This is a genomic window from Blastomonas sp. CCH1-A6, from assembly GCF_001556365.1.
Taxonomy (GTDB): Bacteria; Pseudomonadota; Alphaproteobacteria; order Sphingomonadales; family Sphingomonadaceae; genus Blastomonas; species Blastomonas ursincola.
This window is the reverse complement of record NZ_LSIS01000398.1, coordinates 1-23,328: the sequence shown is the minus strand read 5'-3', so window position 1 is coordinate 23,328 and position 23,328 is coordinate 1. Positions and strand designations below refer to the sequence as shown.

22 protein-coding genes and 1 riboswitch are annotated in these 23,328 nt (G+C 64.7%); of the genes, 13 read left to right on the top strand and 9 right to left on the bottom strand.

From position 1 onward, the window contains the following. The first annotated feature begins 702 nt into the window (after positions 1-702). From AX735_RS18295 to AX735_RS18285, 3 genes are all read left to right on the top strand, one after another. Positions 703-951, top strand: coding sequence for a hypothetical protein (locus AX735_RS18295; RefSeq protein ID WP_066283055.1), 249 nt, complete (start codon positions 703-705; stop codon positions 949-951). A 129-nt stretch (positions 952-1,080) separates the two neighbouring features. Next, complete coding sequence (locus AX735_RS18290) at positions 1,081-1,452, top strand: tRNA-binding protein (RefSeq protein WP_066283052.1); 372 nt, start codon at positions 1,081-1,083, stop codon at positions 1,450-1,452. A gap of 212 nt (positions 1,453-1,664) precedes the next feature. After that, positions 1,665-2,297 carry a TetR/AcrR family transcriptional regulator gene (locus AX735_RS18285; protein ID WP_066283049.1) on the top strand — a complete coding sequence of 211 codons (633 nt, stop codon included), beginning with the start codon at positions 1,665-1,667 and terminating at the stop codon, positions 2,295-2,297. On the opposite strand, the gene AX735_RS18280 is transcribed toward AX735_RS18285, so the two are convergent. Continuing rightward, on the bottom strand, positions 2,294-3,076 hold the full coding sequence (locus tag AX735_RS18280; RefSeq protein WP_066283045.1) for a Coq4 family protein: 783 nt from the start codon (positions 3,074-3,076) through the stop codon (positions 2,294-2,296). The genes AX735_RS18285 and AX735_RS18280 overlap by 4 nt on opposite strands. 674 nt (positions 3,077-3,750) lie before the next feature. After that, the gene (locus AX735_RS18275) at positions 3,751-4,719 is read right to left on the bottom strand and encodes a LysR family transcriptional regulator (RefSeq protein ID WP_231750167.1); all 969 of its coding nucleotides are present in this window, start codon (positions 4,717-4,719) and stop codon (positions 3,751-3,753) included. Positions 4,720-4,854: 135 nt separating this feature from the next. Here AX735_RS18275 and AX735_RS18270 point away from each other — a divergent pair, with 135 nt between their 5' ends. The 3 genes from AX735_RS18270 to AX735_RS18260 are packed head-to-tail and all read left to right on the top strand — an operon-like array spanning position 4,855 to position 7,114. Then, the gene (locus AX735_RS18270; protein ID WP_066283064.1) at positions 4,855-5,550 is read left to right on the top strand and encodes a type 1 glutamine amidotransferase domain-containing protein; all 696 of its coding nucleotides are present in this window, start codon (positions 4,855-4,857) and stop codon (positions 5,548-5,550) included. Between the two features lie 2 nt (positions 5,551-5,552). Further along, the gene (locus AX735_RS18265) at positions 5,553-6,008 is read left to right on the top strand and encodes a VOC family protein (protein ID WP_171007736.1); all 456 of its coding nucleotides are present in this window, start codon (positions 5,553-5,555) and stop codon (positions 6,006-6,008) included. Beyond that, on the top strand, positions 6,008-7,114 hold the full coding sequence (locus tag AX735_RS18260; protein ID WP_066283035.1) for an NADH:flavin oxidoreductase/NADH oxidase: 1,107 nt from the start codon (positions 6,008-6,010) through the stop codon (positions 7,112-7,114). The genes AX735_RS18265 and AX735_RS18260 overlap by 1 nt, the downstream gene beginning before the upstream one ends. Positions 7,115-7,739: 625 nt before the next feature. On the opposite strand, the gene AX735_RS18255 is transcribed toward AX735_RS18260, so the two are convergent. From AX735_RS18255 to cobU, 7 genes are all read right to left on the bottom strand, one after another. Then, positions 7,740-8,423 carry a response regulator gene (locus tag AX735_RS18255; RefSeq protein WP_066283032.1) on the bottom strand — a complete coding sequence of 228 codons (684 nt, stop codon included), beginning with the start codon at positions 8,421-8,423 and terminating at the stop codon, positions 7,740-7,742. Then, complete coding sequence (locus AX735_RS18250) at positions 8,416-11,061, bottom strand: sensor histidine kinase (protein ID WP_066283028.1); 2,646 nt, start codon at positions 11,059-11,061, stop codon at positions 8,416-8,418. Before AX735_RS18250 ends, AX735_RS18255 begins: the two co-directional genes overlap by 8 nt. Before the next feature lie 11 nt (positions 11,062-11,072). Continuing rightward, complete coding sequence (kdpC, locus tag AX735_RS18245; protein ID WP_066283025.1) at positions 11,073-11,627, bottom strand: potassium-transporting ATPase subunit KdpC; 555 nt, start codon at positions 11,625-11,627, stop codon at positions 11,073-11,075. Positions 11,628-11,653: 26 nt separating this feature from the next. Continuing rightward, complete coding sequence (kdpA, locus tag AX735_RS18240) at positions 11,654-13,312, bottom strand: potassium-transporting ATPase subunit KdpA (RefSeq protein WP_171007735.1); 1,659 nt, start codon at positions 13,310-13,312, stop codon at positions 11,654-11,656. Positions 13,313-13,330: 18 nt separating this feature from the next. Further along, positions 13,331-15,346 carry a potassium-transporting ATPase subunit KdpB gene (kdpB, locus tag AX735_RS18235; RefSeq protein ID WP_066283022.1) on the bottom strand — a complete coding sequence of 672 codons (2,016 nt, stop codon included), beginning with the start codon at positions 15,344-15,346 and terminating at the stop codon, positions 13,331-13,333. Next, entirely contained in the window at positions 15,346-15,435 is a 90-nt protein-coding gene (gene kdpF, locus AX735_RS18230; protein WP_023837499.1) for a K(+)-transporting ATPase subunit F, read from the bottom strand. The genes kdpB and kdpF overlap by 1 nt, the downstream gene beginning before the upstream one ends. A gap of 365 nt (positions 15,436-15,800) precedes the next feature. Further along, the gene (gene cobU, locus AX735_RS18225) at positions 15,801-16,307 is read right to left on the bottom strand and encodes a bifunctional adenosylcobinamide kinase/adenosylcobinamide-phosphate guanylyltransferase (RefSeq protein WP_066283059.1); all 507 of its coding nucleotides are present in this window, start codon (positions 16,305-16,307) and stop codon (positions 15,801-15,803) included. 41 nt (positions 16,308-16,348) lie between these two features. Continuing rightward, positions 16,349-16,554, top strand: a riboswitch (cobalamin riboswitch). 144 nt (positions 16,555-16,698) lie between these two features. On the opposite strand from cobU, the gene AX735_RS18220 reads away from it, so the two are divergent. From AX735_RS18220 to AX735_RS18190, 7 genes are all read left to right on the top strand, one after another. Next, on the top strand, positions 16,699-18,639 hold the full coding sequence (locus tag AX735_RS18220; protein WP_066283019.1) for a TonB-dependent receptor plug domain-containing protein: 1,941 nt from the start codon (positions 16,699-16,701) through the stop codon (positions 18,637-18,639). Continuing rightward, on the top strand, positions 18,639-19,670 hold the full coding sequence (locus tag AX735_RS18215) for a threonine-phosphate decarboxylase (RefSeq protein ID WP_066283016.1): 1,032 nt from the start codon (positions 18,639-18,641) through the stop codon (positions 19,668-19,670). Before AX735_RS18220 ends, AX735_RS18215 begins: the two co-directional genes overlap by 1 nt. Then, on the top strand, positions 19,667-20,278 hold the full coding sequence (cobO, locus tag AX735_RS18210) for a cob(I)yrinic acid a,c-diamide adenosyltransferase (RefSeq protein WP_066283013.1): 612 nt from the start codon (positions 19,667-19,669) through the stop codon (positions 20,276-20,278). Before AX735_RS18215 ends, cobO begins: the two co-directional genes overlap by 4 nt. Continuing rightward, on the top strand, positions 20,275-21,126 hold the full coding sequence (locus tag AX735_RS18205; protein ID WP_066283007.1) for an ABC transporter substrate-binding protein: 852 nt from the start codon (positions 20,275-20,277) through the stop codon (positions 21,124-21,126). The genes cobO and AX735_RS18205 overlap by 4 nt, the downstream gene beginning before the upstream one ends. Next, positions 21,123-22,094 carry a FecCD family ABC transporter permease gene (locus AX735_RS18200; RefSeq protein ID WP_066283002.1) on the top strand — a complete coding sequence of 324 codons (972 nt, stop codon included), beginning with the start codon at positions 21,123-21,125 and terminating at the stop codon, positions 22,092-22,094. Before AX735_RS18205 ends, AX735_RS18200 begins: the two co-directional genes overlap by 4 nt. Then, on the top strand, positions 22,091-22,867 hold the full coding sequence (locus AX735_RS18195) for an ABC transporter ATP-binding protein (protein WP_066282999.1): 777 nt from the start codon (positions 22,091-22,093) through the stop codon (positions 22,865-22,867). Before AX735_RS18200 ends, AX735_RS18195 begins: the two co-directional genes overlap by 4 nt. A 2-nt stretch (positions 22,868-22,869) precedes the next feature. After that, positions 22,870-23,328 (top strand): cobalamin biosynthesis protein (locus AX735_RS18190; RefSeq protein WP_202189616.1); only part of this gene is annotated, 459 nt, incomplete at its 3' end.

Sequence of the window (23,328 nt, the reverse complement as noted above, 5' to 3'; positions counted from 1 at the left end):
GGCGGGGGAGGAGGTGGCTCGCTGCTGCATGCTGGTAACAGCAGCGTCGAAAGCAAAATCAGCGTTGAGGCGAAATGCACCAGGCCGTGTTGGCCGCCTGGTCTGGCTGCTTTTGCAATGCACCAGCTTCCCGGTCTTGGCGAGCGAGTGCCTTGGTCCGTGATGGCTGACAATCCGGCTACTCCCCTGGACGCTGGCTTCAGGGAATGCTGAAACCCTCTCGTCGAGCCGCGAGGACGGCCGGACTATCGTCGCCCAGTTGGGAAAGGCCTGCGTTCCCCATCTTGCCACCACGAAACCGATTTTGCGGGAAAAGGGCAGGGAGCGTGAGGATGCTTGCAGCGCATGCCGCTTTCGATTCCTCATGCGCGCCCGGATACAAGGGGGCATGGTATGTGCTTTGTGGTCTCGGGTCCAATAGCGCCACACCCAGCGCTCATGATCAAGCGCCTATTTCTCCAAAGGCGGTGTTGAGCCCAACCGCTTCTCGAACCTGCAATTCTGCCAAAAGTGCCTAGGCGTGGGCGAGGCGATTGCACGCACATAGGTGCCATCTGGCTAACGCCGCCGTTCAAGGCTATTATAGTTGTCTCGCCAAAATATCTCCGACTGTGTGGATAGCCTAGGGCGCTGACCGATCTTAAGACCCACAATTGCATGGGCTTTCGCCAGTTGAGTTACGGTGGCGTCTAAGCATAGGATTTGACCAACGAAGGGAACGACGTCGCCTTCAAGGTCTCCGGCTCGGTCCATGAAACTGGCCCACTGCCTCCGATTGAGTTTGCAGCCCAGAGCGTCGGCATCTCCAATGGCTTTGAACCGTTGATGCGCGATGCCATTCAGGCAGAGAAGCTTGAACAGCTGCTACTCCTGGCGTCCGTTGAGAAACCGGGGCTGGTCCACTATCTCCTGCACCGCGCCACCCAAGCCCCAAATTCAGAGCTTTCCTAGCGGCGGTTCGCGCATGGAAATTTCCCGGTTCAGGCATGGAAAAATTCGTAAATTTGATGTCACGTCTTCAAGTCCGCAATCTGCATCAGCGAATGGACCCAGCGTTGCGAAAGGTGCTAAATCGGGGGCATGCATTTTGTTCATGATCCCCTAGCACCTGCCGCCGCACCAATCGCATTTGAGGACTTTCTGAAAGTCGATATTCGAGTGGGCCGGATCATCGAAGCGCGCCCCTTTCCCGAAGCGCGCAAGCCTGCCCTGAAGCTGCAGATCGATTTCGGTCCCACGATCGGCGTTAAGCGGTCATCCGCTCAGATTACGGAGCATTACACCCCGGAGACATTGACCGGCCGCCTGATCGCTGCAGTCGTCAACTTTCCGCCGCGCCAGATTGGCAAGTTCCTGTCAGAAGTCCTGACAGTCGGCTTTCCGGACGAGAACGGCGCGGTGGTACTGTTCGCACCCGATGGTAATGTTCCTGTGGGCGCGAGGCTATTCTGACATGTAATCCGGTCCGATCTGCCTCTTTTTCTTTTTGCCTGTAGAGGGTTGTGCTTTTTTGGCTTTGCGTGATCAAGGACTTAGAAAGCTAGCAACGCGGTATCGAACAGCAGCCGCTGGTTCGCTCAAAGCCATGCCTCTCCCAGTGATTCCGCAGCGACCAGAACCAGACGGAAGTTGCGCCTGATCGCCGCACGATGTTAAGCATAGGCATGAAAGGTTCCGACACCGTCCTGCGCGCCCGTCCGAAACAGGCGCGCAGCCGCGAGACGATGCAGCGCCTGCTTGATCAGGCAGAAGCGTTGTTGGTCGAGTTTGGCGTGAACGGCTTCAACACGAATCTGCTGGCCGACCGTTCGGGAGTGGGGCCGCGCGCGGTCTATCGCTATTTTCCCAACAAATGGGCTGTGCTCACTGAACTGGTAGAACGTTCCTGCGAGCGCGAGAGGCAGTGGATCGGGAGCTTCCGCGCGCTTCGGGCAGGTACTGACTGGCGACGTATCAGCGACCGGATGGTCGACAGCTTCTATTTTGCTGCGCGGCGAAGCCCGGTTTATGCATTGCTCCGCGCCGCCTGCCAGGTCTCTCCACAGCTTCAATCGGTCGACGCGCGTCATATTCTGGCCCTCGAGACGAATCTTGCGGCCGCCCTGGTGGATCTCGGGGTTGAACTCGATGCGATGCGGCGCGGCGTGATCTGCCGGATTATCATCGAGACATCTGGTCGGGTGATCGATTTGGCGCTCAAGGCCGAGCCTGAGGAGGCGGCGCTCCTGATTGCCGAGCTCAAAGGCATGATTCACAGCCTCGTGGCTCCCCACATCGCCGAGCCCGCCGAGAGCTAGATCGGTGCCGTAACCGGACGAGCCGGGCCGCCGATGCGGTAGGGATCGATTCCCTGTTCCCGCAGGCGCGCGTGTGCACGCCTATAGACACTAGGCTCACCGATCCCCATTCGCCGCCGCGCCGCTGCCAGCGGTTCAGCGAGCAGGGCACTGATGTTTTGGCGGAAAATCGCCTGCGCCGCGCGCCCGTTGCGCCGAGCCTCGGCCACCGCACCGATGAAGGGCGCGCGGCCAGGCACCCTCAACGCGAATTCGGCGGTGCCCGCCCAAGCAATGATCGTCTCGGTCCAGTCGCGGTACTGCCCGCTGGTGAAGCCGAGTACGCATTGCTCGCCCAGAGGATCGCGGCCATAGCCGGTCAGGACATGAGCGAGATCATGCGTGTCTCGCAGGCGGTTGACGAACCATTGCATCTGGTCTGCATATTCGACCTGACCCGGAAACCGGCTCGCAGCGACCAGTCCAGCTGCGGTCAGCCCCTCGGTCCGCATGAAGGCGACATACGCGTGGGCGACGCTGTCCGGACCGAAAGCCAGCAGGCGCTCATGGTCGTCGAGCAGCGGAGCGAGCGCGGGTTCACTGACCATCAGATCCTGTCCCAGACTGCTGAGGCAGAAGTCCATGCCGATGCGTCTCGTGCTGCGGTTGGGAAGACACTCGCCCATCAGAAACACTTGCGCGGTATCATCAGCATTGCGGGCCAGGGCTCGGAAGTGATGCAGCGCCTGAAATGGACGCATTCGTCGAGGCGGGCGATCGGGATGGAAGGCAGGCAGCATGGTGTTGAGGCTCCAATCGACGAATCCGGGCAGTTAAAAAAGAAAGTAATAACTTCCAAAAATGTGTCAATCGCTATGTGGCAAGGTCTTCAAAAGCTACGCATTCACCCGCGAACTTGGAAAAAACTGTGCGGCATCTGCTCGCCGTCGATGCGGAGTAGCTTGCCGCACTGACCAGCGCGCCCGGGTCGAGAACATACAAGTTGCAGAATGCTGCTGCAGGGCTGAGGCTGATTTAGGCGGTCATGACTGCATACGTTCCAACGCATTGGCCGAGGCCAAACCCGCGCCGGAGCTCGTGATGGCGAGGCCGAATATCAGATGCAGGCAAAAGCTGCCGGTCGCCGGGCCTTCAACGCCTGATCAGCTCCTCGGACTGCGCAAATCCAGCGTGCCAATGAACTGTGGAGAGGGGCAGTTGTGGCCTGCGATTCCGCGAAAAGCATCCAGTGTCCTAGGCCCGAGAGCATCGCATCGGCGGGCCCCCTTTGACTTGGTAAAGGCCTGGTCGGTTAGGGGGCATCAAAGTCGCTTCCTCCCAATCCTTGATCAACTGCACAGACATGCTTAGGCGCGGGCGATTTGCCCGTAGTTGCCGGCGCGTGCTCATCATCTTGAGCGCTCAGGTTACCCCACGAGCCAGAAACTGGGGTTCAGCAATGGGTTGGCGGAACCTAAGGTTTGTCGGCTAAGGCGGTGATCAACGCATCGCGTGCAAAGGCGACGCGCGGGTGGCGCAGGGACGATTTGGCCCAGACGAGATAGAATGCGTTGGTCGGCACGTTCACCGGCGCCGCGATTTCGACAAGGACGCAAGCAGCGCGCTGGGCATCCGTGAGATAGCTCGGCAGCACCGTCCACCCCAATCCCGCGCACAAGGCGGATCGCAAGACTCGAAGATCGGGCGCGGTCAGCGCAGGGGGGCGCGACACTTCGATGCTGTTCGCTTCGAGCCAGTTCCTCACCAGCGGCCGGTCAAGATCGTAGGCGAGATGCGGCACGGTATTGAGAGCATGTGCCAGAGGACTTCGCCCGATCTGCTCGGCCACCGAGGGTGCCGCCACTGCCCGCAGATCTTCAGTGCCGACTTTCTGATAGGCGAGCCGCGCGTCATCCGGCTGTGAGGCTGTGAACCCGAGGTGCACCCTGTCATCAAGCAGCATGGCGTAAAGCGCATCACGCCCGCCGATATGCAACCGCAGATCGAGCCCCGCCGCAATCAGGGGGCCTAGCCTCGGCGTGATCATTTCGCCCAGCATATCGGATGGTGCGGCGATGTGGACGGTCCCCGAGATTCTGATCGAGCGGGCGCGTGCAGCCGCGAGCGCGGCTTCGGCTGTATCGAGACTGCCGCCGATGGAGAGCGCGAGATCGTCGGCGATGGCCGTGGGCCGCACGCCGCGCGAATGCCGGTCGAATAGCGGGTGGCCAAGCTGCGCTTCCAGCGAGGCGATATGCTGAGAGGCGGCGGGCTGGGTGAGGCCGAGCGCGCGTGCCGCATCGCTCAGCGAACGGCGTCGGTAAACTTCGACAAAGGTGCGCAGCTGCTGGAGAGACATTCCCGTTCCATAAAACAATTTATGCCTGACCGCTATTCCTCTTGGATTTCCTGATGAAACCTTCGGCCTATCTGGGTCGTCCATCGAAGGAGCCAACCCATGCAAGACCGACGCACTTTTCTGACAGGCATGAGCTCGCTCGCCATGGCGGCGGCGGCATCGCCGCTATCGACCGCACATGGTCGCTCGATCCATCTCCATGACAAAGGACCCAAAGCAATGACCCGCATTCTGATGATTGCCACCTCGGCAGACCGCATGATCCCCGGCACCGAACCGACCGGCGTGTGGCTCGAAGAACTCACCACCCCCTATTACGCCTTTCGCGACTCCGGGGCCGAGGTCACGCTTGCCTCGATCAGGGGCGGCGCGATCCCGGTCGATCAGCGCAGCGTCAATGCCGATGGCGAGAACGATGCTTCTGTCGAACGCTATCTCAAGGACGAGGCGCTGAAGGCCGAGATTGCAAGCACGCCGGCGTTCACCAGCATCGATCCCGACGGGTATGACGCGGTGTTCCTGCCGGGCGGCCACGGCACGATGTTCGACTATCCGGTAAGCGAGGAACTTGCGCGGCTGGTCGAGCGGTTCGACCGCGAGGGCAAGATCGTTGCTGCGGTCTGCCATGGCCCGGCGGGACTGGTCTCCGCGAAGAAGCCCGACGGCACACCGCTGGTCGCAGGACGCCGCGTTGCCGCTTTCACTGACAGCGAGGAACGCGCGGTCGGGCTCGACGATGCCGTGCCCTTCCTGCTGGAAACGCGGATGAAGGAACTGGGCGCGAAGCACGAGGCGGGCCCCGATTTTCAGCCCTTTGCCCTGCGCGATGGCAATATGGTGACGGGGCAGAACCCCGCCTCGGCCACCCGCACGGCGCAGCTGGTGATGGAAGCTCTCAAGGAAAAGGCAGACTGATCATGCACTATCTTCACACCATGCTGCGGGTCAGCGATCCCGAAGCCACGCTGTGCTTCTTCGAATTGCTGGGCCTTACGGAAACCCGGCGCATGGAGAGCGAACGCGGGCGCTACACCCTCATTTTCCTGGCTGCCGATGAGGACCATCGCGGCGAGGGCGAGCGCGGCACAGTCGAGGTTGAGCTGACCTACAACTGGCCGCCCGAGGATGGCAGCACGCCCGAGGTCTATATCGGAGGCCGCAATTTCGGTCACCTCGCCTACCGCGTCGACGACATCTACGAAACCTGTGCCCGGCTGCAAGCCGGCGGCGTGACGATCAACCGGCCACCTCGCGACGGGCACATGGCTTTCGTGCGCTCGCCAGACGGCATCTCGATCGAGCTGCTTCAAAAAGGTGAGCACAAGGCCCCCGCCGAGCCCTGGGCCTCGATGCCCAATACGGGAGGGTGGTAATGGCGCAATTGTTCGAACCGATCGAGATTGGCGGGCTGCAACTCGCCAACCGCATCGTGATCGCTCCGATGTGCCAGTATTCGGCCGAAGATGGCGCGATGAACGACTGGCACCAGATGCATCTGGGCCATCTGGCGATGTCGGGCGCAGCCGCGCTGACCATTGAAGCCACCGCGGTCAGCCCGGAAGGCCGCATTACCTATGGCGATGTCGGTCTGTACGACGACCGCACGGAGGACGCGATGCGGCGCGTGCTGCAAAGCGTGCGCCGCTGGTCGGACATCCCGCTCGTCATCCAGCTTGCCCATGCAGGCCGCAAGGCAAGCTGCGCCAAACCCTGGAATGGCGGCGCGCAGATTCCACCCACTGATGCCAATGGCTGGCAAACGGTTGCGCCAAGCGCGCTTGCTTTCAAGCAGAGCGATCATCCGCCCGTAGCGCTCGATCGCCAGGGCATGGACCGCATCATCGCTGCCTTTGTGGACGCGGCGCAGCGGGCGGACCGGTTGGGACTCGATGGGATCCAGATCCACGCCGCGCATGGCTATTTGCTCCACGAATTCCTTTCGCCGTTGTCGAACGCGCGCACGGATGAATATGGCGGCAGTCTCGAAAATCGGATGCGCGTACCGCTCGAGGTGTTCGACGCGGTGCGTGCAGCATTTCCCGCCGACAAGCCCGTCACTGTGCGCGTGTCCGGCACCGATTGGGTCGAGGGCGGCTGGACGCCTCAGGAAACCGCAGTCTTCGCCCGTGAACTCGAAGCCCGCGGCTGTGCCGCGATTCACGTGTCAAGCGGCGGGCTCGATCCGCGGCAGGACATTCCAGTGGGCCCGGGCTACCAGGTACCGCTGGCCCGCACGGTCAAGGATACTGTGAACATGCCGGTTATCGCCGTGGGCCTCATCACCGATCCGCATCAGGCCGAACAGATCATCGCGCGCGGCGAGGCCGACATGATCGCGATTGCGCGCACGGTGCTGTGGGACCCCCGCTGGCCGTGGCACGCCGCCGCCGCGCTGGGGGCATCGGCCAAGGCACCACCGCAATATCTCCGCTCCGAGCCGCGCGAAGCCGGGCGCATCCTCAAGGAAATGAAGCCATGAGACGCTCCATCAAACTTGTGCTCGCCGCTGCCGGCGTCGTTACGCTTGCGGCCTGCTCGACCACCCCGGAAGCCACCTGGCAGATTTTGGTTATTCGGTAGTCATATAATTTGAGAAATTAACGTCGACAGGGCAAAAATCGGTGGCCCCATTTTGGGGTTGAGGAAGGACGAAATACCAGTCCGATCGGTTCATTCAGCGAGACCAATTGGACAAAAAAATCGTTAACAGCGTCCGGGAATAGTCACAATTTTTGACTAGAACACTAATGAGATCACATGCTTGCTAAAATTATGGGGGCAAATTTGGGAGCAAAATCGGATATTGGAGATAGTTTATGACAAAAAACAATAAATTAAAGCAATGTTGGGGTCCCGTAGGCGCACCAGCGCTCCTCTCCGAAACATTACAAGCTCCTTGGGGACAGTTTCCGTCGTTAGCGCAGGACCTGTTTGCTGTCCGGTTCGTCGCCAGCAAGACATCCACGGATCTCGGACAACTGCGAGAACTCCGTTGAATGATAGCGGAAAATGGCACCCCGGCCTGATCGGGCGCACTCTTTCCCATGGACACGGTAGTGCTCTGCGCGGCACCCATCAGTTGGCCAACGCGCTCCGCGCAGTCGTCAGGTCACCGAGATGCGATAGCCGATGCCCGGCTCGTTGACGATCAGCCTGGGGTGGGTCGGGTCCTGTTCGATCTTGCGACGCAGCGCCCGGACGGCAACCCGCAGATAATCGAGATCGTGGCGGTGCGCCGGACCCCAGACTTCCTCGAGCAGCCGGTCATGCGTGATGACCCGGCCTGGCCGGTCGGACAGCGCCCAGAGCAGGTTGAATTCCCGCGGCGTCAGATCGACCTGCGCGCCGCGAATGGTCACGCGGTGCGTGTCGCGGTCGATGCTGCCTTCGAGGAACTGGCGCTTCGCGCTGTCCGCCTGTGGGCCGGCCTTGCGCCGGAGCGCCGAGCGGATGCGGGCGAGCAGTTCCTCGCTGTCGAATGGCTTGGTCACGAAATCGTCCGCACCGAGATCGAGCGCGGCGACCTTTTCGTCAGTAGCGTCTCTTGCAGTCAGCACGATCACCGCGATGCCGAGCGCCGCCAGCTGCGGGACGATCTCCAAGCCATCGCGGTCGGGCAAACCAAGATCGAGCAACGCGACGAGCGGGCTCGGCTCGGCCGCCGCGAGGCGCAGCGCTTCGGCCGCTGTGCCCGCTTCGACATGCGAAAGGGCAATGCGGTCGAGCGCACCGGTGAGCAGCCGCCGGATCGCCGGCTCGTCATCGATGATCAGCACGTCGTTACGCATCGGCACCTTGGTCCAGCCTGGCCACCCCTGTCAGCGGCAGCGCAATCTCGAATACCGCACCGCCACCCTCGCGGTTCGCGGCGGCGATGCTGCCCCTTACGGCCTCGATGAAGTTCTTGGCAATCCACAGGCCGAGGCCGGAACCGCCGACCCGGTCGCTTCCCTCGAGCCGGTGGAAGCGATCGAACATGCCGTGCTGGTCGGCAGGCAGGCCGGGGCCGCGGTCGGCCACGCGGCAGATCAGGGCATTGCCGTGGAGAAGCAGCTCGACATCGACGCGGCTGTCAGGCGGCGAGAATTTGAGCGCATTGTCGATCAGGTTGATGAGCACGTGCCGCAGCAGCAGCGGATCGCTCTGCACCAGCGGGCAGTCCTCATCGATGCTGGCCTTCACGCGGCTTCCCGGCCGGTCCTGGCGCAGATCGCGCAGCACGGCATGGATGATGTCGGTCAGGTCCACGCTTTCCCATTTCGGCTCGATCGATCCGTCCTCTATCCGCGAGGCTTCGAGCAGGTCGTTGAGGAAGCGTTGCAGCCGGCGCGTCTCACTGCGCGCGATGCGCACCTCGTCGGCATAGGCGCCCTCGGCCGGGATGGCTTCGGTCGCGGCTATCACGGCGGTGAGCGGCGTGCGCAGGTCATGCGCGATGCTGCCGAGCAGCGCCCCGCGCAGCCGGTCGCGCTCGCGCAGACCATCGACCTGCCGCGCTTCGGCTTCCAGCACCAGCCGCTCGTGCGCCAGTGCCGTCTGATCGACCAGTGAGGCAAGCAAGGTCGCGTCATCGGGCCGGATCACCCGCTCGTTGCTCGATCGCGCCACGCCCAAAGCCCCCATGGTGCCGAGTGCGGTCCTGAGCGGGTGGAATTGCCAGTCCGCCGATGCCAGCGTTCCGGTGTCGCGGCCTGCCGTCTGGCCATGCTCCAGCGCCCAGCGCGCGGCGGTCTCATCGACCATCTCGAGTTGCGCAAAGTCCTCATTGCCGCGCACGACGACCGCGCCGTCTTCCAGCGACACGATCATCGCCTGCACATCGAGCAGATTGCCGATTTCCCGACAGGCGACCCTGGCGGTCTCGTCACGGTCGGACAGAGCACCCATCAGCCCGGCGAAGCGGGCGAGCGAGGCATTGAGCCGGGCGACCCCGGCGCTGGTTTCGGCCTGGCGGCGCACCTTGCCCGCCAGCGCACCGATCACGCCTGCAACCGTCGCCAGCACAATGAAGGTGACAAGATCCGCCGGGCTGTGAATCGATAGTGTATAGAGCGGTTCGATAAAGAAGAAATTATAGCCCAGCGCTGCCCAAAGCGCCGCCCAGAGCCCGGCCCGCATCCGCAGGAACATCGAAGTGATGACCACTGGAAACAGCAGCAGCAGATCGATTGCGCCGGGGGCGATCCACGGCTTAAGCAGATACAGCACGCCCACGACGGCGGCGACGGCGAGAAAGGCGATGGCATTGTCGCGCTGCGAATAGGGATCATAAGCCCGCACCGGCTTTTCGTCGGCCTCGTCGAGCGGAACGACGTGCACCGGTATGTTCCGGGCATGGCGGATGACATCCTGCGCCACCGATCCGTGTCGCCATTCGAACCAGCGGCTTCGCCGGCTCTTGCCTATGACGATCTGGCTGGCGCGCAGTTCGCGCGCCTGTTCGACCAGTGCCTGGCCGACATCCTGCGCCGCGACGGTCATCAGCGACGCGCCGAGCGAGGATGCCAGTGCCAGATTGTCGGCGAGCTGCTCGCGCTGGCTGCCCGCGACGCCGCGCGCGCTCGCGCTCTCCACGACGACCGCAGTCCAGGGCGCGTGCAGCAGATCGGCCATGCGCTTGGCCTGGCGCACCACGCGCGCGCCGCCTCTGCCGGGGCTGACCGCCACCATCAGCCGCTCGCCGGAAACGAAATCAGCCCGCTCGCCGCTCAGTTCGAGCTGGCTGCTGAGCCGGCGGTCCACATTATGCGCGGCGAAGCGCAGCGCCAGTTCGCGCAGCGCGGCGAGCTTGTTGGGCGTGAAGAAATTGGCGAGCGCGCGGCCCGCGGTGTCGGGCAGATAGACCTTGCCCGCGCGCAGCCGCTCGATCAGCGCCTCGGGCGGCAGATCGACGACGATCAGTTCGGCGTCTTCCAGAAAGCTGTCGGGAATGGTCTCGCGCACCCGGATATGCGTGAACCCCGCGACCAGATCGTTCAGGCTCTCGATATGCTGGATGTTGACCGTGGAGGCGACATCGATCCCCTCGGCGAGCAGTTCGGCGACATCCTGCCAGCGCTTGGGATGGCGGCTGCCCGGCGCGTTGGTGTGCGCCAGTTCGTCCACCAGGATCAGGCTGGGCCGCCGGGCCAGCGCAGCGTCGAGATCGAACTCCTCGAGCCTGTGCCCCTGATGCTCGACCGAACGCCGGGGCAGGATCTCGAACGGGGCGAGCAGTGCCTGGGTTTCGCCCCGGCCATGGGTCTCCGCGACCCCTATGACCACGTCCTCGCCCTCGGCCTTGCGCCGGGCGGCCTCCTGCAACATGCGATAGGTCTTGCCGACGCCGGGGGCCGCGCCGAGATAGACGGTGAGCTTGCCCTGCTGCTCAGCCCTGGCCATGCGCAGGAAGCGATCGGCATCGCGCTCGGGAAGGGCTTCGTTCATCGCTTCCAGCCTTAGCGGCCCAGCTTGTCGAGTGCCATATTCAGCTCGAGCACATTAACGATCCGGTCCGGGGCGAACGCTCCACCGGGGGCAAAGGCGAGGCGATCGATCGCGGCCTCGACGCTGCGTACCGGCAGACCGCGTGCAGCGGCGACACGTCCGGCCTGATAGCGCGCACCGGCGAGCGAGATATGCGGGTCAAGCCCGCCGCCGGATGCTGCGACAAGATCGGCCGGGATCGGATCGTCCTGCGCGGCGGCGTATCGCGACACGGTTTCGGCGGCGCGCTGCTTCAGCTTGTCGCTGGTGGGCGACAGGTTGCTGCCCATCGCCCCCATGCCGTTGTAATCGGCGGCCGAGGGACGCGGCCAGAAATAGCGATCCTGCGTGAAATTCTGCGCGATCAGCCGGCTGCCGATAGGCCTGCCATTCTGCACGATGATCGATCCATTGGCCTGGAAGGGCGCGACGGTCTGGGCAAAGCCCAGGACAACCGCGCCATAGGCCAGGACGCAGATCAGCAATGTCGCGATCCACAGCCGCAGCGAGGGGAGGATATGATTCATGATGGTGTTCCTTGTCTGGCCTGGCTTCAACGCATCAGCGTGACATGTTCGGCGATCGGTCCGAGTGCCGCAGCGGGGAAGAAGGTGAGCGCGCCGAAGATCAGGATGGTGATCAGCAGCATGATACCAAAGGTGTTGCCTTCCACGCTCAGCGTGCCCGCGCTCTCGGCGCTGCGCCGCTTGGCCATCAACGATCCGACGATAGCGAGCGGAACGAGGATCGGCAGATAGCGGCCGATGAGCATCACGATGCCCGTCGCCCAGTTCCAGGGCGCGGTGTTGTCGCCGAGTCCCTCGAAGCCCGAGCCATTATTGGCCGCCGACGAGCTGAACTCGTAGAGGATCTCCGAGAAGCCGTGCGCGCCGCTATTGGCGAGCGTATCGACACCCCAGCTGGTCGCCGCGAACAGCGCGGTGCCGCCCAGGATCAGCACCGGGTGGCTGATCAACGCCAGCACTGCCAGCCGCATCTCGCGCCCCTCGATCCGGTGGCCGAGATATTCCGGCGTGCGACCGACCATCATGCCCGCCACGAACACCGCGACGATGATGTAGAGGAACATGTTGATCATGCCGACGCCGACGCCGCCAAAGGTTTCGTTCAGCCACATGCCGGCCATCGGCACCAGCCCCGCGAGCGGGTTCAGGCTGTCATGCATCGCGCCGACCGAGCCGTTGCTGGTGGAGGTGGTGATGGCCGCCCAGAGCGGGCCGGTGGTGGCACCGAGGCGCAGTTCTTTGCCCTCGAGATTGCCCGCAGTCTGTTCGATCGGCAGGTCGGCAAAAGCCTGGGTCGGCGTAGCCTCGAACGCAAGGACCGCCGTGATCTTGACCAGCAGCAGCGCCGCCATCACGCCGAAGATGACTCCGGCATGGCGGATGCGTCCGATCATCCGGCCGAACATCCAGACGCAGGCCATCGGGATGATGATGATCGCGAACATCTCGATGAAATTCGCCCAGAGCGTCGGGTTCTCGAACGGGTGCGTCGAATTGGGGCCGAAAAAGCCGCCGCCATTGGTGCCGAGCTGCTTGATCGCGACAAAGGCTGCGGCGGGGCCACGCGCGATGGTCTGCGCTGCGCCTTCCAGCGTCGTCACCTGCGCTGCCCCTTCCAGCGTCATCGGCACGCCCGATGCCGCCAACGACAGAGCCACGACCAGCGCGATCGGCAGCAGCACGCAGAACGCGGCGCGTTGCAGGTCGATGAAGAAATTGCCCATGGTTGGGCGGCCCGCGATACCCCGCGCCAGCGCGGCGAGCGCGGCGATGCCGGTCGCGGCTGACACGAACTGGAGCCACATCAGCCCGGCCAGCTGCGCCAGATAGCTCCAGGTGCTCTCGCCCGAATAATGCTGGAGGTTGGTATTGGTCACGAACGAGGCCGTGGTGTTGAAGATGAGGTGGATCGAGGCGGGTCCCTGGCCGTCCGGGTTGAGCGGCAGCAGGTGCTGGAGCGAGAGCAGCGCGAACACGAACGCGAACATTACCGCGTTGAAGACCAGCAGCGCGACCGAATAGGCCTTCCAGTCCTGGTCCTGCGACGAACCGGCGATGCGGGCGAAAAGTCCATCGGCCTTGGCGTAGCGACCGGAGAAAAGCGCCGCCATGAACCGGCCCAGCGGCCAGGAGAGCAGCGCGGCACCGCCGATGATCAGCGTGACGGTAAGCAAGGATGCAAGCATGATGATAGGTCCTCTCGCTCAGGCCAGGCCGAGGCCGGCAACGGCGATGTCGATGAGCTTGATGCCGATGAACGGCGCGACCACGCCGCCCAGGCCATAGAGCCCCAGATTGCGCAGCAGCTGGCTGGCAGCGGGCATCGGTCGATAGGCCACCCCCTTCAGCGCCAATGGCACCAGCAGCGGAATGATGATCGCGTTGAAGATGATCGCGGACAGGATCGCGCTCGACGGCGTGGCCAGCCCCATCACGTTGAGCACGCCCAGCGAGGGATAGAGCACGACGAAGATCGCAGGCAGGATGGCGAAATATTTCGCGACGTCATTGGCGATCGAGAAGGTGGTCAGCGCGCCGCGCGTCATCAGCAGCTGCTTGCCGATGCCGATGATCTCGATGAGCTTGGTGGGATCGCTGTCCAGATCGACCATGTTGCCCGCCTCGCGCGCGGCCTGGGTGCCGGTGTTCATGGCGACGCCGACATCCGATTGCGCCAGCGCGGGCGCATCGTTGGTGCCGTCGCCGCACATCGCGACCAGCTTGCCGCCGGCCTGTTCCTTGCGGATCAGCGCCAGCTTGTCCTCCGGGGTCGCCTCGGCGAGGAAGTCGTCCACCCCGCTTTCGGCCGCGATCGAGGCGGCGGTGAGCGGATTGTCGCCGGTGATCATGACCGTGCGGATGCCCATGCGGCGGAGTTCGGCAAAGCGCTCGCGGATGCCCGCCTTGACGATGTCCTTGAGGTGGACGACGCCGAGCAGCCGGTTGCCATCGGCGACGGCCAGCGGCGTGCCGCCCGACCGGGCAATGCCCTCGGATGCCTGACGCAGCGCGGCGGCAGCGGTCGGATCGGCCTTGTCGCCCAGTCGCCGCAGCACGGCATCGACCGCACCCTTGATTAGCGCGCGTTCGCCGATCATCAGCCCGCTTACCCGGGTCTGCGAGGTGAAGGCGATGGGTTCTGCCCCTTCGGGCATCGCATCGCCGTCGCCCGCCAGCGCCACGATCGAACGGCCCTCAGGCGTCGTATCGGCCAAGCTCGAGAGGCGCGCAGCCGCGACCAGATCGCCAAGGGCCACGCCTGGCAGCGGCACGAATTCGCTCGCCTGCCGGTCGCCGATGGTGATCGTGCCCGTCTTGTCGAGCAGCAGCGTGCTGATATCGCCCGCCGCCTCGACCGCGCGGCCCGATTTGGCGAGCACGTTGAACCGGATCAGCCGGTCCATCCCTGCGATGCCGATCGCCGAGAGCAGTCCCGAGATGGTGGTGGGGATGAGCGCGACGAAGAGCGCAATCAGCACCGGCACGGCAATCTCGCCCCCGGCATAGGCGGCAAAGGCAGGAAGGGTGCCGACGGCGACCAGGAAGATCAGCGTTAGCCCGGTGAGCAGAACGGTCAGCGCGATCTCGTTGGGCGTCTTCTGGCGGCTGGCCCCCTCGACCAGCGCAATCATGCGGTCGAGAAACCCGCTGCCGGGTTCTGCCGTGACCTTTATGTCGATCTGATCGGCGATGACCATGGTGCCTGCGGTCACCGCAGACCGGTCGCCTCCCGCCTCGCGGATGACCGGCGCGCTCTCGCCGGTGATCGCCGCCTCGTTGACCGAGGCCACCCCGGCGATGACCTCGCCATCAGCGGGAATGAGCTGGCCCTGGATCACCCGCACCATATCGCCAGCATGGAGCTGGGTGGCCGGAATTTCCTCGACCTTGCCATCCTGACCGACGCGAAAGGCAACAAGCTGATCCTTGGTAGAGCGCAGCGACTGTGCCTGCGCCTTGCCGCGCCCTTCGGCCAGCGCCTCGGCAAAATTGCCGAACAGCACCGTCAGCCAAAGCCAGAAGACCAGCTGCCCCTCGAACAGCGGATCGCCGCTGCCGATGGCCAGATTGCGCACCATCACCACGGTGGCGACGGCAGCCACCACGGCAGTCGTGAACATCACGGGGTTGCGCACTAGCGTGCGCGGGTCGAGCTTGACGAAGGAATCGCGCAGGGCCGGCATGACCAGCTTGCGCTCGAACAGGGATGCGCGCTCCATCAGAAGCGCTCCGGGGTCATCAGGACGACGACGAGATAGACCAGCAGGCCGATGGCGACGACGCCGGCCAGCGCAAGATCGAAGGACATATGAGCTCCTTGTTTGGCGGAGCGTCAGGTGCGCCTCGGATGCGTGAAAATGCGCGGGGCAAAAGCCGCGAACGGCATGAAAAACGCATGAAAATCGCTTTGTTAACTCGGCACCGAGCGCGGGTTTCATGAGGATTTCATGTCGCAAGGCGTTGATCCACATGGATGTTTCACAAGGCCATGCGCCATCGGGCCGTCAGCAAGATGCTTCTTGCCCAGACGAGAATTGTCCCGCCGGACTCGTCGAGACTCATGCCCCGGGGCTGGCCAGAATGGCGGTCCCGGGGTGCCTTTTCGGCTCACCAGTGATCATGGCTTCGTCCACTCCGCCACAGCCTGTTGCTGAGGCTTCTGAGCTTCTATGCTCACCCTTTGAGCGGCACGACGAGTCCCGCAAACATGATCTCGGCGCGATCCGCGATGGCGGCGATGTCTTGATTGAGCCGTCCCGCCATGTCGCGAAACCGGCGCGCCAGCGCATTGTCCGGGACGATGCCCATCCCGACTTCATTGCTGACCAATATTATCGGCGATTTGGCCGCCAGAAGTGCATCCATCAGCTGCTTCGACACTGCGGGGAAATTCAGTTCGTTTAAAAGTATGTTGCTCGTCCAGAGCGTCAGGCAGTCGACAAGCAGCACGCGGCCTGGCGCGGCCTCGCGCGTGATCGCTTCTGGCAGGTCGATCGGGCATTCGACGGTGCGCCAGCGCGGTCCGCGATTCTGCCGGTGCCGCGCAATCCGGTCGGCCATCTCATCGTCAAAAGCCTGCGCCGTGGCCAGATAGACGAGCTTGCCCGACTGGCTCTCTGCCAGTGCCTGCGCCCGCGCGCTCTTGCCGGAGCGGGCACCGCCCAAGATGAATGTCAGCACCGCATCGACCCATTTCCCTTGCAAAGCGTTTTCACTCGCAATAATGCGGCTACGCGACAGGTTCCCAGAGATGGGATTAATAGGGAACGCGGAAGCAGGGATAAACCCCTGTAATCCGCGGCTGTCCCCGCAACTGTGACCGGATAGCGGTCGCCCTGATATGCCACTGGAGGCCTCGGCCTCCGGGAAGGCGGGGCGAATGCGATGACCCGGGAGCCAGGAGACCTGCCTGACGCAGTCGGTCCTTTGCGCGGACGGGGTGTTCAGCGTGATCGAGGTTCATCCTCGCGTGACGACATCGGTCGGGGTTCGCGCGCGGGTGACAAGCCAGCGACTGATCCGTCGTGCCATCGGCGCGTGTAACCCCTTGTTGTTTTGACAGGGGATAGCCATGCCTGATGCATTTTTGAAATACACCCTATCCACGCTTGCCGTCTGCGCCTGCGTGAGCACTCCCGCCTTCGCGCAGGACATTGCAGCGGGCGCCGGCGCGCGCGAGCCGGTCATCGTGGTGACCGCCAATCGCACGGCGCAATCGCTCGACAAGGTAGGCCAGTCGATCACCGTGCTCGACAGCGCGGAGATCGAGCGTCGGCAGACCCAGGCCGTTGCCGACATCCTACGCACCGTGCCGGGCGTCACCATCGTGCGCAACGGCGGCATCGGCACGTCGACATCGGTCTCGATCCGCGGTGCGGAAAGCGACCAGACCGTGGCTCTGGTCGATGGCATCAAGCTCAACGACCCCTCGTCGCCCGGCGGCGGCTTCAATTTCGGCAACCTGCTGGTCGGCAATATCGATCGGATCGAGGTATTGCGCGGCCCGTCCTCGGTGTTGTGGGGCAGCCAGGCGATCGGTGGCGTCGTCAACATGATCACGCGCCAGCCGACCGAGCAGCTCAGTGTCAACCTGCGTGGCGAATATGGCTATCGCGATACCGGCCAGCTGGTCGGCAATGTGTCGGGCAAGGCAGGGCCGCTATCGGCCAGTATCGGCGCGGGCTATTTCCGCACCGACGGTATTTCGGCCTTCAGCGAGGCGCGCGGCGGCACCGAGAAGGACGGTTACCGCAATTACGGCGCGAACGGCAATTTCAACCTGGCGCTGACCGACTGGCTGTCGGTCGATGCGCGCGGCTGGTATTCCGAAGGCCGGGTCAATATCGACGGCTTTCCGCCGCCCAGCTTTGCCTTTGGCGACGTGAACGAGGAATCGCGCACCCGCGAGTTCGTTGGCTATACCGGGATCAACGCGGCATTGTTCGACGGACGCTTCCGCAACCGGCTGGGCTATGCCTATACCGATACGCGGCGGCGCAGCATCGCGCTCGACGGCGTGCCGAGCGAGACCTTTGCCGGCCATGGCCGCAACGAGCGCATCGAATATCAGGGCATTTTCGACATTGCCGAGGGATGGCAGCTGACCGGCGGGCTCGAGCGCGAGACCTCGCGCTTTTCGAGCAGCAGCTTCGGCGCGGTGCCCTCGATCGGCCGCGCCAGGATCGACAGCGTCTACGCGCAGCTCGTCGCCAGCCCGGTCCGGAGCCTGACGCTGACCGGCGGCGTCAGGCATGACGATCACAACCGGTTCGGCGGCGCGACGACGCTGGGGGCCAGCGGCGTCTACGCGATTGCGGCGACCGGCACCACGCTGCGCGCCAGCTATGCCGAAGGGTTCAAGGCACCCTCGCTGTTCCAGCTGCAGAGCGATTTCGGTAACCGGCTGCTGAGTCCAGAGCGCTCGAAGGGGTGGGATGCCGGCATCACGCAGGATCTGGTCGAGGGACGGCTTCAGGCCAGCGCCACCTATTTCCGCCGCGATTCCGACGATCTGATCATCTTCATCTCGTGCCCGCTGCCGCGCACCGGCATCTGCGCCGGGCGTCCTTCGGGCACCTATGACAATGTGTCCAAGGCGCGCGCCGAAGGGGTCGAGATTGGCCTGATGATGCAGCCGGTCGATGCGCTGCGACTGCAGGCGAACTATACCTATACCGACGCCACCAACCGGTCGCCCGGCAATGTCAATTTCGGCCGCCAGCTCGTCCGGCGACCGCAGCACAGCGTCACCGCGCTGCTCGATTACCGCTGGAGCTTCGGGCTGGAGACCGGGATCACGCTGACCCATGTCGGTACGAGTTTCGACAATGCCAATAACAGCCGCAAGGTCGAAGGCTATGTGCTTGCGGACTTGCGCGCGGCGTTCCCGATCACCGACCGCATCGAGCTGTACGGGCGCATCGAGAACCTGTTCGACGAGCGCTACGAGACGGTGTTCCGCTATGGTACGCCGGGCCGCGCCGGCTATGTCGGCGTGCGGCTGAGCTACTGATGCAGGGCACGCCCCGCGCGCTGGTCGGCGAATTCGCCCGTCACGGCGGGCGGATCGATCTCGCGCGCGCGGCCTTTCCGCATATTGAGAATTGGACCGATCTGTCGACGGGGATCGCGCCATGGCCCTACCCGGTCTCCCTGACTGCCGCAGCAGCAGAGCAGTTGCCTGATCCGGGCGACCTTGCGAAGCTGGAAGCGGCAGCCGCGGTCTCATTCGGGGTGGACCCGAAACGGGTCGTAGCGGTGCCCGGAAGTGACCTTGCGATGCGGTTGCTCGGGCTGATGCTGGGACGCAGATCCTTCGTTTTCCGCGCGGCCATTGTCCGGCCGGGCTATTCGGATCATGCAGCAATGTGGGGCGCTTACAAGCCAGCGGCATGCGCATTCGACGATATCGGGCTCATGGCACCTGCTCATGACGTTCTTGTGCTTGCCCGGCCGAATAACCCTGATGGTCTTGTTGCCGATCCTCTGTTGCTGGAATGGGCGGCGTTGACTGTAGCCAAGCGCGGTGGCCATGTAATCGTCGACGAAGCTTTCGCAGATGCGGACCCGGCAAACAGCTTGGCGGGCAGCGATTGGCCGGGACTGATCGTGCTGCGGTCCTTCGGCAAGTTCTTTGGGCTGGCAGGTTTGCGCCTGGGCTTCGTGGTCGCGCAGCAAGAGATCGGAACCGAGCTGCGCGCGCTGATCGGCGACTGGCCCATCTCGGGTCCGGCGCTGGCGACCGGGCTGGCGGCTTACAGCGATGCGGAATGGCAAATCGCACAGCGGGCGCGACTGGCCACCGCATCGCAGCGGCTGGTCGAACTTCTGACCCGGCATGGAATCGCGATTGTCGGGTGCACCGCATTCTTCACGCTCGTCTCCGTCCGCCACCGAGACCGCCTGTTCGTTTATCTGGCGCAGGCGGGCGTGCTCACCCGGCCGTTCGATTACGAACCCTGCTGGCTGCGGATCGGACTTCCGCGTGACGAGAGCGATTGGGCGAGACTGGACGAAGCCCTTAGCGGCTGGAGAATGACATGACCGACACGCAAGAGGATTTCGCCCGCCACAATGCGCGGATGAAGCGCGTTCAGGCCGTGCGCGAACGCATGCAGGCGCGCCGCACCCTGGAGCGTGGGTTGCTGATCGTCCATACCGGCAACGGCAAGGGCAAGTCCTCCTCCGCCTTCGGCATGGCGATCCGCTCGCTGGGCTGGGGGATGAAGGTCGGCATCGTGCAATATGTCAAAGGCAGCTGGGAGACCGGCGAGAAGAATTTCTTCCAGGCCAATCCCGATCTGCTGACCTTCGAGGTGATGGGCGAGGGCTTCACCTGGGACACGCAGGACCGCGCAAAGGACATCGCGGCGGCGCGTGCGGCCTGGGAACGCTCGAAGCAGCTGATCCTAGACCCCGATTATGACTTCATCATCCTCGACGAGCTGAACATCGTGCTGCGGCAGGATACGCTGCCGATCGACGAGATCGTGGCGTTTCTCAATGACCGCCCGCTGACCAAGCATATCTGCATCACCGGGCGCAGCGCGAAGCCGGAGCTGATTGCCATTGCCGATCTGGTTACCGAATTCGGCGAGGTGAAGCATCCGTACAAGGCCGGGTTCAAGGCGCAGAAGGGCGTGGAATATTGATCCGCGCCTGCGCCCTGGTGCTGGCGGTTGCGGTCGCGGGCTGCGCCTCGCAGGCGGCTGACCGCGCCGCGCAGGATGACGCACGCAACGCAGGTTCAACGCGGCCCCGGGTCGTCTCTATCAACCCGTGCGTCGATGCGGTGCTGATGCAGGTGGCAGAGCCCGGGCAAATCGCCGCGATCAGCCATTATTCGCAGGACCCGCGCGCGACATCGATTCCGCTCGACCAGGCCCGGCGCTTTGCGGCGACCTCGGGCACGGCGGAAGAGGTGGTCGCTGAGGCCCCGGACATCGTCATCGCGGGTGCGCACGTGGCCCCGGCGACCATCGCCGCGCTCCACCGGATGCGCATCCGCCTGGTGCAGATCGGCGTGCCCGAGAGCATCGCCGAGAGCGAGGCGCAGATTCGCACGATCGCAGCGGCGGTCCATCAGCGGCAGCGCGGCGAGCAACTGGTGGCGCGGATCGATGCGGCCGTTCGCGCAGCATCGGTGCAGCATGGCCCCGCGCCCGCCGCGCTAATCTGGCAGGGCGGCGGGCTGGTGCCGGGCGAGGGCACGCTGGCGAGCGAGCTGCTCAGCCGCACCGGCTATCGCAACATGAGCGGCGATTACGGCCTGAAGCAATGGGACGTCCTGCCGCTCGAGCATCTGGTCGCCCGCCCCCCACAGGTGCTGCTGTCGGTCGGAGCAGAGGACAGCAGCGACCGGATGCTGCGCCATCCGGTGCTGGCGGGCCTGCTCCAGGCGATTGCCGTGCGACGTTATCCTGAGCGCCTGCTGCACTGCGGCGGCCCGACAATCATCGACGCGGTCGCGCACCTGGCCCGGATCAGGCGCGCGCTATGAGCCGGTCGCTGTCGCTCAACCTTGGGCTTTGCGTCGTGATCCTCGCGGCGATGCTGCTGTCGCTGATGGCCGGAAAGGTCTGGATCCCGCTCGACGCGTGGATCGCGGGCGATCCGCGCTGGCCGATCATCGCCGAGCTGCGCCTGCCGCGCACGGTGCTGGCCGCGCTGGTGGGGGCGGGCCTGGGCCTGTCGGGCGCGGCGATGCAGGGCTATCTGCGCAACCCGCTGGCCGATCCCGGACTGTTCGGCGTGTCCTCGGGCGCGGCGCTGGGCGCGGTGATCTCGCTCTATTTCGGCTATGCCGCCGCGCCCTGGCTGCTGCCGGCTTCCGCGCTGGCGGGGGCCGCGATCACGATGGCGCTGCTCGCGCTGCTCGTCGGTCAGTCGGGCAGCATCATCGTGTTCACATTGGCGGGGGTGATCCTCTCGAGCGTGGCCGGGTCGATGACGGCGCTGGCGATCAGCCTCGCTCCCACGCCCTTTGCCACCGCCCAGATCGTGACCTGGCTGATGGGCGCGCTGACCGATCGCAGCTGGGACGACGTGCGGCTTGCCCTTCCGCTGCTCGCGCTGGGGTGCCTGCTGCTGGCGTTCACGGGACGCACGCTCGATGCACTGACGCTGGGCGAGTCCGCCGCGCGGTCGATGGGCGTCGATCCCCGGCGGCTGCAGCTGCTGATCGTGATTGGCGTCGCCTTGTGCGTCGGCGCATCGGTGGCGACGGCGGGGATCATCGGCTTTGTCGGGCTGATCGTGCCGCATCTGGTCCGGCCCTTTGTCGGCAACCGGCCCTCGGCGGTGCTGCTGCCCTCGGCGCTGGCGGGCGCGCTGCTGCTGCTGCTTGCCGACAGCCTGGTGCGCGCGATCCCGACCGTCAGCGAATTGCGGCTCGGCATCGCGATGTCGATGCTTGGCGGACCGTTCTTCCTTGTCCTGCTGTTGCGGATGCGCCGGAGGTTCGCATGAGCGTGCTCGCGGTCGAGGGCATCACGCTCCGCCTGGGCGGGCGGCGCGTGCTGGGACCGATCAGCGCCGCATTCGCGCCAGGGCGCGTTACCGCCGTGCTGGGCCCCAATGGCGCGGGCAAGTCGAGCCTGCTCGCCTGCCTCGCCGGGCTCCACACCCCGGATGAGGGGCAGGTGCTGCTCGGTGGACAACCGCGTTCGACTTTTGCCCTGCGCGATCTGGCACGGCAGATCGGGCTGCTACCCCAGGGCGGCGACGTGCACTGGGACGTGGATGTCGCGACGCTGGTCGCGCTCGGCCGCTATCCGCACCGCCCGCGCTGGGGCAAGACCGAGGCGGACCGCCAGGCGGTGGCGCGCGCGATGAAGGCGACCGATACTGCCCGCTTCGCCAGCCGCACGATGACTGCGCTCTCGGGCGGCGAACGCGCGCGCGTCCTGATGGCGCGGGTGCTGGCGGGCGAGCCGCAATGGCTCCTCGCCGACGAACCGCTCGCCAATCTCGATCCTGCGCACCAGCTCGAGACGCTGGCATGCCTGCGCGATGTCGCGCGCGGCGGGGCAGGGGTGATCGTCGTGCTCCACGATCTGGGTCACGCGCTCCGCGTGGCGGACGAGATCCTGCTGCTGTGCGATGGCGAGGCGATCGCGCAGGGCGCGCCCGATGCGGTGCTGACGCCCGAGCGGATCGCGGCCACCTATAGTGTCGCCGCCGAGATCGGCACCACCCCCGATGGCGAGCGCTTCATCGTCACGTCGAGCATGGCGCGCTGACCATGCTGGCGCGGCCCGAACAGCTGCTGCTCGCGCTGATCGCCGAAGCCGCGATCGGTTATCCCGCCTGGATGTTCGGCGCAGTCGGTCACCCGGTGACCTGGATCGGTGCTGGCATTGCCTCGCTCGAACGCCGGTGGAACCATGGCGGCCCTGTGCGTCGCCGGGCGATGGGGGGGCTGCTGGTGCTGCTCGTGGCGGGCGGCGCGGCGGCGATCGGGTGGCTCGCCGAAACTTGGGCAGGCGAGGGGGCGGCCGTGCTGGTCGTCGTTGCCATTACCACTACGGGCCTGGCGCAGCGCAGCCTCGACGATCACGTCCGCGCTGTCGCCCGACCACTGCTGGGCGGCGATCTTGGCGGAGCGCGCGCAGCGGTCGCGATGATCGTCGGGCGCGATACGGCGGCGCTGGACGAACAGCGCATCGCGGTGCCCGATCATCGAATCTGCCGTGTTCACGGC